This is a genomic window from Sphingobium tyrosinilyticum (genome assembly GCF_042654265.1).
Lineage (GTDB): Bacteria > Pseudomonadota > Alphaproteobacteria > Sphingomonadales > Sphingomonadaceae > Sphingobium > Sphingobium tyrosinilyticum.
On sequence record NZ_JBHSFZ010000025.1, the window covers coordinates 326,326 to 336,443 of the forward strand.

General features: G+C 59.9%; 11 protein-coding genes and 1 pseudogene. 5 read left to right on the plus strand and 7 right to left on the minus strand.

Features of this window, described 5'->3' with window-relative positions; all coding sequences use genetic code 11:
- Positions 1-8: 8 nt before the first annotated feature.
- Genes ACFO3E_RS12625 through ACFO3E_RS12640 form a run of 4 tightly spaced genes read right to left on the minus strand, consistent with a single transcriptional unit; the run spans position 9 to position 2,972 of the window.
- A complete protein-coding gene (locus ACFO3E_RS12625; RefSeq protein ID WP_380805122.1) occupies positions 9-440 on the minus strand; it encodes a nuclear transport factor 2 family protein in 432 nt (143 codons plus the stop codon).
- Positions 437-1,252: an SDR family NAD(P)-dependent oxidoreductase gene (locus tag ACFO3E_RS12630; protein WP_380805124.1), complete on the minus strand. Its 816-nt coding sequence runs from the start codon at positions 1,250-1,252 to the stop codon at positions 437-439. Before ACFO3E_RS12630 ends, ACFO3E_RS12625 begins: the two co-directional genes overlap by 4 nt.
- 29 nt (positions 1,253-1,281) lie before the next feature.
- Positions 1,282-2,067, minus strand: coding sequence for an SDR family NAD(P)-dependent oxidoreductase (locus ACFO3E_RS12635; RefSeq protein ID WP_380805127.1), 786 nt, complete (start codon positions 2,065-2,067; stop codon positions 1,282-1,284).
- A complete protein-coding gene (locus ACFO3E_RS12640; protein ID WP_066531526.1) occupies positions 2,064-2,972 on the minus strand; it encodes an NAD-dependent epimerase/dehydratase family protein in 909 nt (302 codons plus the stop codon). The genes ACFO3E_RS12635 and ACFO3E_RS12640 overlap by 4 nt, the downstream gene beginning before the upstream one ends.
- A 105-nt stretch (positions 2,973-3,077) precedes the next feature.
- Here ACFO3E_RS12640 and ACFO3E_RS12645 point away from each other — a divergent pair, with 105 nt between their 5' ends.
- Positions 3,078-3,428: a winged helix-turn-helix transcriptional regulator gene (locus ACFO3E_RS12645; RefSeq protein WP_380805130.1), complete on the plus strand. Its 351-nt coding sequence runs from the start codon at positions 3,078-3,080 to the stop codon at positions 3,426-3,428.
- Between the two features lie 19 nt (positions 3,429-3,447).
- On the opposite strand, the gene ACFO3E_RS12650 is transcribed toward ACFO3E_RS12645, so the two are convergent.
- The 3 genes from ACFO3E_RS12650 to ACFO3E_RS12660 all read right to left on the minus strand — a co-directional run bounded on the left by ACFO3E_RS12650 (position 3,448) and on the right by ACFO3E_RS12660 (position 5,869).
- The gene (locus ACFO3E_RS12650; protein WP_066529481.1) at positions 3,448-4,728 is read right to left on the minus strand and encodes a serine hydrolase domain-containing protein; all 1,281 of its coding nucleotides are present in this window, start codon (positions 4,726-4,728) and stop codon (positions 3,448-3,450) included.
- Positions 4,729-4,804: 76 nt separating this feature from the next.
- Positions 4,805-5,122 (minus strand): hypothetical protein, encoded by a 318-nt coding sequence (locus tag ACFO3E_RS12655; RefSeq protein ID WP_380805132.1) that lies wholly within the window; start codon positions 5,120-5,122, stop codon positions 4,805-4,807.
- Positions 5,123-5,134: 12 nt separating this feature from the next.
- A complete protein-coding gene (locus tag ACFO3E_RS12660) occupies positions 5,135-5,869 on the minus strand; it encodes an SIMPL domain-containing protein (RefSeq protein WP_066529486.1) in 735 nt (244 codons plus the stop codon).
- Between the two features lie 212 nt (positions 5,870-6,081).
- Between ACFO3E_RS12660 and ACFO3E_RS12665 the strand changes: the two genes are divergently transcribed.
- From ACFO3E_RS12665 to ACFO3E_RS12680, 4 genes and pseudogenes are all read left to right on the plus strand, one after another.
- Entirely contained in the window at positions 6,082-7,065 is a 984-nt protein-coding gene (locus ACFO3E_RS12665; protein ID WP_066529488.1) for an alpha/beta fold hydrolase, read from the plus strand.
- 62 nt (positions 7,066-7,127) lie between these two features.
- Positions 7,128-8,252 carry a ThuA domain-containing protein gene (locus tag ACFO3E_RS12670; protein ID WP_380805135.1) on the plus strand — a complete coding sequence of 375 codons (1,125 nt, stop codon included), beginning with the start codon at positions 7,128-7,130 and terminating at the stop codon, positions 8,250-8,252.
- 145 nt (positions 8,253-8,397) lie between these two features.
- Positions 8,398-8,547: pseudogene (locus ACFO3E_RS12675) on the plus strand (DUF6766 family protein); the annotation flags it as partial.
- Between the two features lie 315 nt (positions 8,548-8,862).
- Positions 8,863-9,888 (plus strand): hypothetical protein, encoded by a 1,026-nt coding sequence (locus tag ACFO3E_RS12680; protein WP_380805136.1) that lies wholly within the window; start codon positions 8,863-8,865, stop codon positions 9,886-9,888.
- The last annotated feature ends 230 nt before the right edge of the window (positions 9,889-10,118 follow it).

Genomic DNA, 10,118 nt, shown 5'->3' on the forward strand with positions numbered 1-10,118 from the left:
CACTTCTCTTAAAGTCTGACCGTTACCGGGACCATTTCCTCCCACAGCAGTTCCAGCCTGCGCTTCGTGAAGCGCCACCCATCCTCTTCCCGCCGCCATTCATCATGATAGCGGATCGTCCAGCGCAACAGTTGGTCTTTGTCATTCAGAAGGTGATCGGCGGTGCAATAGGTCTCGCCGCTTGCACCGTCGCCCTCAATCATCACCGTTTGGTTATGGACACGGTGGAAGGTGGCGCGGAACATTGCCCCCAATGCGTCGATCGATTGCAGGGTGGCTTCCCGGCCCTCGGTCACAAAGCCAGGTCCTTCGATCCGGCAATCGGACGCCAGAACCGAAACCCACAACTCCTTATCCTTCTGGTCGGCGCCCCGCGCATAGACATCCGCGGTACGCCGCAGCGCCGCTTCGTCGATCAGCCTCGTCAGTGAATCGCTCATAGGTTCATCCCATTGCCTGTCACGATTGGCATGTTGGTCCAGGTTCCGTTGATGTCGCGGATCCAGCCCGCTGCTGCGAGCGAGCCCCCGTCCACATTGATGGAGGTGCCCGTGACCCAGGACGCAAGCGGGCTCGCAAGATAAAGGGCCGCGCCCGCGCAATCGTCGGGCCGCCCGAAGCGCCCCAGCGGCACCCATTGTTCGACATGCGGCTGATTTTCCGGTGGCACCATGTAAGCCACCGGCGTCTGCGGCGTATCGGTGGTCTCCGGCGCGATATCGTTGACCCTGATGCGAAGCGGAGCCAGTTCTAGCGCGAGACTTTTCGTGAAACCTGTGATGCCCCATTTCGCTGCCGCGTAGACCGAACAGTTAGGGATACCACGATAAGCCTCGATAGAGGTAATGTTGATGATCGAACTACCGGGTGCCGCCGCCTTGATCAGCGGCAGCAGGTTGCTGGTCACATTCATCAAGCTGATCAGGTTCAGGCCGACAATGTCCTGCATCTCGCTCAGCGTAAGGTTGGAAAATGGCTTGGCATGAAGGAAATGCCCGACATTGTTCACAAGGATGTCGAGCTTACCACCCGCCTCTTCGCTGATGCGGCGGGCGAGGGCCTCCACCTGCTGCGGTTTGGTGACGTCGCACTGAATGGCCATGCCTGCAGTAAAATCACCGCAGCGTTCCGCATCGATCTCGGCGATAAAAACCCGCGCACCCTGCTTTGCGAAAGCTTCGGCGCAGGCCCGGCCGATACCCGCTCCGCCGCCCGTCACCAGCACCGTTTTGCCTGTGAAATCCAGCATCATCCTGTCCTCAAATTATCATCGTCCGTTGATTAGCCAGCGCCCAGCAGATCCGGGTTGCGCCGCAGTTCCTGCCCGCCATCCACGGCAAAGGATTGGCCGGTGACCCAGGAAGAACCCGGGCCAGCCAGATAGGCGACGGCTGCCGCGATATCCTCCGGTTCGCCCACGCGCTTTAGCGGGGTCTGTTCCAGGAAGCGGCCAATCACAGCAGGGTCGGCGAACATGTCCGCCGTCGCTTCGCTTCGCGTCAGCCCCGGCCGAACCGCGTTCACGCGGATTCCGAGCGCCCCCAGTTCGTCCGCTACGGTACGGATCAGCCCCTCCAGCCCCGCCTTGCTGGCGCAATAGGTCGCCAAGGCAGGAAAGGGCAGCGTCGCGGCGGTCGAGGATATGCAAATGATGGACCCGCCCGCCTTCATCAAAGGTGCTCCCAGCCGCATAGCGATGAAGGCGGTTGTAATGTTGAGGTCGAGATCGCGCCGAAGATCCGCCACGCTGGCGGATAGAAAGGGCGCGAAGCCACTTCCGCCGACCGTCGGCACCAATATGTCGAGCCGGCCGGCAAGCGCATGGGCCTGTTCCAACGCCCTGCCGACATCCTCTTCACTACCAGCATCTCCAGGGCAGATGGCAATCTCTGCATCCGGAACTGCATCCGCGATCTGGCTCCGCGAAGCCCGAAGCGCCTCCTCGCGTCGGCCCATGATGACGACGCGCGAGCCATCAGCGGCCAGCGCCCGCGCGCAGGCCGTGCCGATGCCGCCGCTGCCTCCGGTTACAAGAGCGGTCTTGCCTGCCAGCGGAGCGGTACTCATTGGGCCGACCTGAATTGAGCAACAACCTCCGTCACCGCCCGCGCGATATCATTTCGGCGATAGCCAAGGTCCGCCATCGTCTTCGCGTCGGGCTCATAGCTGACCATGTTGCCACGCCCGGTAAAGATCGCTGCATCCGGCAACATCGGATGTTCCTGATCGAGCGACGGCACATCCACCTGATTGCCAGCAGCGCGGAAGAAGAGCTTGAAATAGTCGGCGAAACTCAAATTCTCGTCGCCGACGAGGTAAGCCTTGCCATTTTCGCCCCGCTCAAGTGCCGCCTGGATGGCTTCAGAGAGCGACTGGGTGGAAATGAAGTTAGTGCCGCCAGCGGGGCCGTAGGGCGGAATACCCAATTTCCCCTCGGCATAGCGGGTATAGGCTTCGAACATGGGCAGGTTCATGCCCGGCACGGTGCCCACAACGAATGGTGCATCGAGACTGACGACATGGAAGCTGTCGTCGGCCAGGGCGGTGATGCCATCCGTCGCTAGCTTGCGCGACCGGATATAAACATTCTTCTCCATCAGCTCCGGCGCGATATGCGGATAGAAGCTGCCGACATGGATGAAGTGCCGAACGCCCGCCTGCTTGGCCAGCGCGGCGAACTGAGGCACTGCTTCGCCATTGGAGCGCAGCACATGCGCATCATAATCGGCACCCTTCGGGACATGACGAATGTCGTTGCCTGCGGCGAAGACGATCGCGTCGAACCCGGCCAAATCCTCGGCCTTAAAGCTGCCTGCGATATAGTCGCCCGGCAAAAAGGGCAGCCGGGCGAGGGGGGTGCTGTCCTGCGGGGCGTTGCGCCCGGACACGGTCACGTCATGTCCGTGTGACGCCAGGTAAAGAGCCGCATGGCCGCCGATCATGCCGGTGCCACCGACAACAAGAATCTTCATGTTAGCTTCCTCTCCATCCGGGGCGCAGCGCGCCTCTCGATGAATCATGGCTATCCGTTTCAGTTTCCATTTGCAACAAGGCACCGATTGTATATCAGGTAACCCATGGATACCAACGTGAACCCCCAGACGGCCCTCGAAATATTAGAGCTGGTTGGCAATAAATGGACGATGCTGGTCACCTACCGGCTCGGCGATGGCGCGATGCGCTTTTCCGATCTGAAACGCTGCGCAACGCCGATCAGTTCGAAAATGCTGACGCAGACTCTGCGGGAGTTGGAACGGTTCGGGATGGTCTCCCGCGAGGTATTGCCCACCATGCCGCCCAGCGTCGAATATCAGCTGACGGAACTCGGGCGGAGTTTTCTAGGCGCGGTGAGCATGATCTGCGGCTGGATAGGCGACAATCACGTCGCGCTGGAACAGGCCAGGCAACAGCAGTCGATCGCGGCGTAGGTCGGCCTTTACGCGCGGGTTAGGTCTGAGAGGACAGCGCCAAATCCGCGTGAACTGCGTTCGCCAAACCCAGCGCAAAATCGAAGACGGACAGATTATTGATCAGACCGGTCACACGAAGACTCTGTGCAGGAACGACGAAGCCAACCGTCCCCGCGGCGCCCAACCAACCGAACAAACCTTTGAACCCGCCATGGTTGGCGATACATCCTCCCGCGCCGAAGCCTGTCACTCCTGGTATGCCGACATAATCGCGCATGCTGACGCCATCAGGCAGGAGGTTGGATGTCCCAAGCGCGACGGCGACAGCAGGAAGAACCTCCTTACCCCGGTATATCCCTCCATTCGCCAGCATGGTCAAAAATCGATCATAATCCTGCGCCGATGACACCAAACCTCCCCCGCCAGAGGGGAATGCGGGCTTCTCCAAGAAGATGGAAGTTAGCCCCGCATCAACCGGGGTCAAAGCTGCGCCTTTGCCGCTATAACTTGTCACAAGACGAGCCTTCTCGCCGCTTGGCACGTGGAAGGATGTGCTGGTCATTCCCAGCGGCGCGAATAACCGGCGCTCCAAAAACTCCTCGAAAGGGAGATCCGATGCCAACTCAATGATGCGGCCGAGTAAATCCAACCCAACCGAGTAGCTCCACGCCGTGCCCGGATCGGCGAGAAGAGGCGCGGTCGCCAACCGCTCGGCAAATTCCTTTAGGCTTGTGACGGCGCCATCGGCGCGCTCAGCGCGGTTGCGTAGGTTTTGGCCCAGGCCCAGCCTTTGATATTCAGCGTTGAGCGGTCCCTTCACCGCAGGTCCGCCGCCCAGGCCCGCCGTGTGGGTGAGGAGGTGACGGATCGTCATGATGGAGGTGGCGGGACGGCTCTCGATACCTTGGCTGGGGTTTGTCAGCACCCGCATCTTTCCAAAGGCAGGGATGAAGTCAGCGACCGATTGGTCAAGCTTCATCCGACCCTCGGCAATCAGCAACATTGCCGCCATCCCGGTAATCGGTTTGGTCATGGAATAGATGCGAAATAGCGTATTCTGGTCAACCGAGCGCTGGCTATCCATCGCAATTGTGCCGTCATTTACATAAAAGGGCCGCTCTGCTCCCCGGCCGATCGCAACGCTCACCCCCGGACAAGCCTTTTCCGCTATCAAGCGGTCTGCCAACGCTCGGACAGTGGGAGAGCGGTCGCGCTTCGAGGTGCGCGCATAGCCTGGCGCAGCGCTGGCGAGTCCGAGCCAGATGGCTCCCCGCAACAGATCGCGCCGCCGAACCATCTCCGCCGCCCCATATGACATGGCTATCCTCCCCGCCGCTTCTTTTATGTGATGGTCTATTTATTTGTGCGAGGGGTCAATATTGGACTGCCAGCGATTATCGCCTTCCACGCTTCCAAAGCGCCCCCGCCGCCAGGGCGACAAGCGCCCAAAATATTGTCGTGCCTAGGAAGGACGGCAGCCGGAACTGATCTTCTCCGGTCAGCATGCCGATCAGGCTGGCTGACCCAACCACAGAAATGCCCGGATAGTCGATCAGGTAGGGAAGAGGCCAGCCTGCCGCAGCCACGGCGCAGCCCTGTTCGCAGCCCATGATCTCCGCATAAAGTGCCTGCGCCTGTCCGGCATATGCTGACGAGGCGATGGCGAGAGCCAGTCCCGAAAACAGCGCGACTGATATCCGGCGAATTCTCATTAGGCGCCTGCCTTAGCTCCGTTCCTTGGGAATCAGAGCAAAATCGACCTGGATGGCGACTGCGCTCGCCGTCTCGCCAGGCATCAGCCTAGCCATCGATCCATTCGCCGCCGACTGCTCGACGACTGGCGGCGGGGCCACCGGCACTGCTCCTGGAAGGTAGCGGTTCCCCTGCGTGCCTCCCGCGTCACGAATGGAAATCACGCGCGCGACCGTCATTCCGGCCGCATCGGCATATGTCTGCGCCCGGCTGCGCGCCGCCTTATAGGCCGCCGCATAGGCGGAGTTCGCCGCGCCCTCGGGATCGGACAGGCGCAAGTCCGGCCCGCTCATAATATTGGCTCCCGCGCCCGTCACGGCATCCACCGCCGCAGCTGCCCGATCAACATCGCGCACGGTGACATTGATGATGTTGCCAGCCTGATATTGTCCTTTGCGATCGCCCCAATCGACCCGTTGAACGGTCAGCGAACGGGTCTGGATATCCTTGTCCGCGATCCCAGCTTGATTGAGAGCGGCAACAATCTTCGCGATCATCTGGCGGTTTGCCGCGTTGGCGCTGGGTGCATCCTTGCTCCATGTGTTGATGCCCGCCTGGAACTGCGCCTGGTCTGGCTTTGTGTCTTCCTGACCGGTTGCGCTGACGGAGAGCAGCGTTTCTTCATGCCTCATGCCGCGGGGGTCGTAATCCGCTTCTCCGCATGCGGACAGCAGAAGGGTTCCCAGCGCAAGATACATCCTGGTCATAGTTGGCATCTCCGGTGATGACTTTCCGCGCGAGACAATGCCGTTCGGGAAATGAAGGAATGCTGACCGACCAAATTACGGAAGTTTCTGGCTCGCGGGCGCTTGTAACGGCACATCGCCTTTTGGCGTTTATCGGATGACATGATCATGTAATCTACCTTTGAACGGCTGAAGCGAGACGTAGATCATCATCAATCAGCGGGGAGGTCGGCTTGGCAGAGTGGGTTCATCGCTACGCGCGGGTGAATGGGCTGGACATGCATTATGTCGAGCAAGGAGAAGGTCCGCTCGTCATATTGGCTCATGGTTTCCCGCAGACATGGTTCAGCTGGCATCGTCAAATTCCCGCCATTGCGGCAGCTGGCTACCGGGTCGTGACATTTGACCAACGGGGAATGGGGCAGACCAGTGCTCCCGTTGATCCTGCCGCATATGATGTGCCGCATACGGTCGGCGACCTCGTCGGCTTGCTCGATCATTTAGGGGAGCAGACAGCGATCTTCGCAGGCTTGGATTTCGGCCTTTTCGCCATATACGACATGGCCTACCATCATCCCGAACGGATGACCGCGATAATCGGCCTGGAAAATCCGGCCTGGCCGCATGATCCCCAGCGTTCCCCGCTGGCGGAGGCGGCGGATCTGGGCGCGCGTCACTTCTACCATCTCCATTATTTCACTGCGCAGCCGGGCGTTGCCGATGCGGCGCTCAATGCCGCGCCCCGTGCGTTCTTGTCGAAGGTCTTTTATGCCCTGTCCGGCGATTATCATTATATCAACGTGTGGAAACATCCACCGGAAACAGCTTATCTCGAAGCACTTCCAGAGCCGCCGCCGCTACCTTGGGCATGGTTGTCGGAGTTAGAACTGGAATATTTCGTCAACGACTATGCGCGCTCAGGCTTCACCGGCGGTCTCAATTGGTATCGAGCAATGGATTTACGCTGGCAACAGCGCCGCCGCTTTGAAGGCGTACCGAACCCCGTCCCATTCTATTTCATCGGCAGCGAGAACGACACCGACCTTGAGGCTTTTCATGGTGAGGACCCGCTAGCAAAACTTCATCAGCAATATAGCGACCTTCGCGCGGTCGAAATCATACCCCATGCCGGTCACATGGTCCAGATGGAACGGGCGGCTGAGGTGACGCAGTTGATGCTGCGTTTTCTCTATGAGCTGAAGACCCCATCCAGCTAGCCGATTGCGAGCTTCGCCTGTCGTGGTACAGCAAGTTTCAAATATGCAGGTGGGACAGAGGAATGGAAGTTTTGAAAAGGATCCTTTTGGCGGTTTTCGCCCTGACCTTCGCCAACAGCGTCGAAGCGCGGGTGCCCTTGGATTGCCCGCTGCGAGACGCGCCCTATTCAACCAACTCCCCCCTGATCGACATTCTCCTCAGCCCGGCTGCGAAGGCCGTAGTGGACCGCCATGCTCCCGGTCTTCTCAGGGGCCTGCCGCCCCAGATGTTCGGTCCCGTCGCGCCCAGCTTCTCCGCGATCATGACATTGCGTGGCGTTGCCGGCTTTGCGGGCAAGGCGCCGGAGAGCGTAGCCTCCCTCGACGCGCCGCTTGCAGCCGTGCCTGTGACCGAGGCGGACAAGGTCGCACGTTGCGCGCGCTATGATAATGATCGGCCCAAATTCGTCATGCCCGCTGGCCGTCCGCGCATCCTGCTCTTCGAGAAGATGACCGGCTTTCGTGACGGCCCCTCGGTCGATGCAGCCCATGCCGCCATGCTTGCAATGGCGCAGAAAAAGGGCTGGGCCATGGTCGCAACCGACAAGGGCGGAGCGATGAACCCGGCGACGCTGGCCAAGTTCGATCTGGTTATCTGGAACAATGTGAGTGGCGACGTCCTGACATTGACGCAGAGGGACGCATTCCGGAAATATCTGGAGAAGGGCGGGGGCTTCATTGGCATCCACGGGTCGGCGGGTGATCCTTTCACCTTCTGGGACTGGTATGTCGATACGCTGATCGGCGCGCGCTTTGCCGGCCACCCGATGGCGCCGCAGTTTCAGGACGCTCGCATAATGGTCGAACCCGAGGGCGCGGCGCTGACAAGCGGATTGCCATCGGACTGGGTGATGAAAGACGAATGGTATTCCTTCACCACCAATCCGCGCAAAAGCGGTTCTACGATCATCGCAACGCTAGATGAGACCAGCTATAATCCAGTGGGCATGCGAGGCCAGCAACTTCGCATGGGCGATCATCCGATTGTCTGGTCACGCTGTGTTGGACGCGGGCGCGTCTTCTATTCCGCGATCGGACACCGACCGGAAGTCTATTCGGATTCCCGCCACTTGATGCTGTTGGAAAATGCCGTGTCCTGGACCACTGAAGGCGGCAAGCAAGATTGTTCTGCGAACCCTTATCCCTGAGCGAGACGAGCAGCCGGGTTGCAGGGTTCGCGCGGCCCGCTCGATGCCGTGGCAGGGGATGTAGGAAACCCAGCTTAGCCAGCACAAAGCTGTGCTTCCAGCCTACCAATCGGTGGTTTCGATTTGAGGCGCGACATCCTTCCAGAACTGGCAGAGCGAGTTCCCGTCCACCGCCGTGCTCGTTGCCCTTTCCGTCTTCCTCCGTCAGTGCGAGTCCCCGGAGTCAAAGCCAGTTGCCACACCGAACAGCGAAAGGGGACGTGACTCCGGATTAGCAACTCCTGCACGCCGCTAACCCTCGCAGTATTTTTTCAGCAGCAGCGCGTCCCGCTCGTCGCGCCGCCATTCCAATCTTCTTCGGCGCGGCTTTCGATGGCGCGTTGGCCGCCGCCGAACGGATTGGACTTGGGCGGCCGATCGGAGGTGGTCAAGGCGATCAGAGTCTAAATGGCATCGGGTCCTCCCATTGGCCGAGAAATCTCTGGACGTTCGGGTGGAGCGCCCAGAAAAAACTCCGACAGCATCAGTATGGAGCCGTCTTGGATCCCCGCACGTTGCCAGGAAGATCGCCCGGGTTTCCACCATCCAAACGCGATTGGAGGACGTTCACATGCAAAGCACCACCAATTTTCCTCGCAGAGCCGGCCTCACCCTTCTCCTGGCGATAGCTCTTGCGGCGTGCGGCAAGATAAAGCCCAACGCCGAGCCAGAGGCGGACAGAGAGCGAGTGGAGGCAAAACGTCAAAAGGCGGCTTGTACTTCGCCTGGAGCGTATAACCGGCTGAAGGATCTTCTTTTTGACCAGGTAATCGAACAATACAAAGGCCATAAGGCTAACCTCGACACGTTGGCAGATTATTCGTCGGCCAGGATGGAAGATCCCGTAGTCGAGGGCTCGGACCCGTTGCTTGACATCACCCGGTGCAAAGGCCGCTTCATTCTGGATATTCCACCGGGCGCAGAACGCGCGTTCGCCGGAGACCGTCGGTTACAAGCGGATGTGCGCTATACAGCGCAGGCAGCCGCTGACGGCAGCGGTTTTGTGTATCAGCTGTCGCAAGCTGAGCCTCTTGTTACCAGGCTTGCGGGGTTCAATCTGGACAGCGGCGGCTACCGGCCCCCGCCGGCGATTGACGAGCAGTCCGGACTGGGGAATGAAACAGTTGCTGAGGGGCGGTTAGCCGAGCAAAATTCAAAACTCGCCCTTGCCCAGCTACCCGCGTCCGCTCGCAATCAGAATAATGTCCACCGGGTCCAACCAGATCGCGTCGAAGCCCGAAAAGCTGTGCTTCCACCGGAAAATGAACAGCTGCGGTCCCGACCTGCCGATGAAGCGGGGGAGACCGCCGTCCGGGCATTTTATAATGCTCTCAGCGCAGGTGACGGCGCTGCCGCATCCGCGCGGGTTATTGCGGAAAAGCGGCGCACAGGAGCCTTCTCGCCGCAGGCCATCTCCCGTTTCTATGGAGCCTTGCCCGACCCTATACGATTAACCAAAATCGTGCCGCTTGGTCGGGGGGCATACCGAGTTCGTTACCGTTACTCAGCGGGTCGCTCACATTGCGACGGGAGCGCTTTGGTCAGTCTTACCGATTCAGGTTTCATCCGTTCAATCAAAGCGCTCAACGGCTGTTAGTCGCTGCATTGCCGCACCCTTGCTAGAGCGGAATCTGATCACTCTGGCTCATATCCTGTAGCGGTGAAGTAATTTGCGCATTCTTCGGGGGTGAAGCGTGGCAAAGCGTCGCGGATTGCATCCCATAGCTAGTGTGACGTGACCCCCGCCTTTCATCCAGCGGCGACCAGAGACCGACCGGTGTTGTCGCGCAGGAGCGCGGTTGAAGCAATGGGCGGGTTTAAACCCGC

Bases quoted from the DNA above. Each gene is read 5' to 3' on its own strand.
- ACFO3E_RS12670 (WP_380805135.1), top strand. From the start codon at position 7,128: ATGGAAGTTTTGAAAAGGATCCTTTTGGCGGTTTTCGCCCTGACCTTC.
- ACFO3E_RS12680 (WP_380805136.1), top strand. From the start codon at position 8,863: ATGCAAAGCACCACCAATTTTCCTCGCAGAGCCGGCCTCACCCTTCTC.
- ACFO3E_RS12660 (WP_066529486.1), bottom strand. From the start codon at position 5,869: ATGACCAGGATGTATCTTGCGCTGGGAACCCTTCTGCTGTCCGCATGC.
- ACFO3E_RS12635 (WP_380805127.1), bottom strand. From the start codon at position 2,067: ATGAGTACCGCTCCGCTGGCAGGCAAGACCGCTCTTGTAACCGGAGGC.
- ACFO3E_RS12655 (WP_380805132.1), bottom strand. From the start codon at position 5,122: ATGAGAATTCGCCGGATATCAGTCGCGCTGTTTTCGGGACTGGCTCTC.
- ACFO3E_RS12630 (WP_380805124.1), bottom strand. From the start codon at position 1,252: ATGATGCTGGATTTCACAGGCAAAACGGTGCTGGTGACGGGCGGCGGA.
- ACFO3E_RS12640 (WP_066531526.1), bottom strand. From the start codon at position 2,972: ATGAAGATTCTTGTTGTCGGTGGCACCGGCATGATCGGCGGCCATGCG.
- ACFO3E_RS12625 (WP_380805122.1), bottom strand. From the start codon at position 440: ATGAGCGATTCACTGACGAGGCTGATCGACGAAGCGGCGCTGCGGCGT.
- ACFO3E_RS12650 (WP_066529481.1), bottom strand. From the start codon at position 4,728: ATGTCATATGGGGCGGCGGAGATGGTTCGGCGGCGCGATCTGTTGCGG.
- ACFO3E_RS12645 (WP_380805130.1), top strand. From the start codon at position 3,078: ATGGATACCAACGTGAACCCCCAGACGGCCCTCGAAATATTAGAGCTG.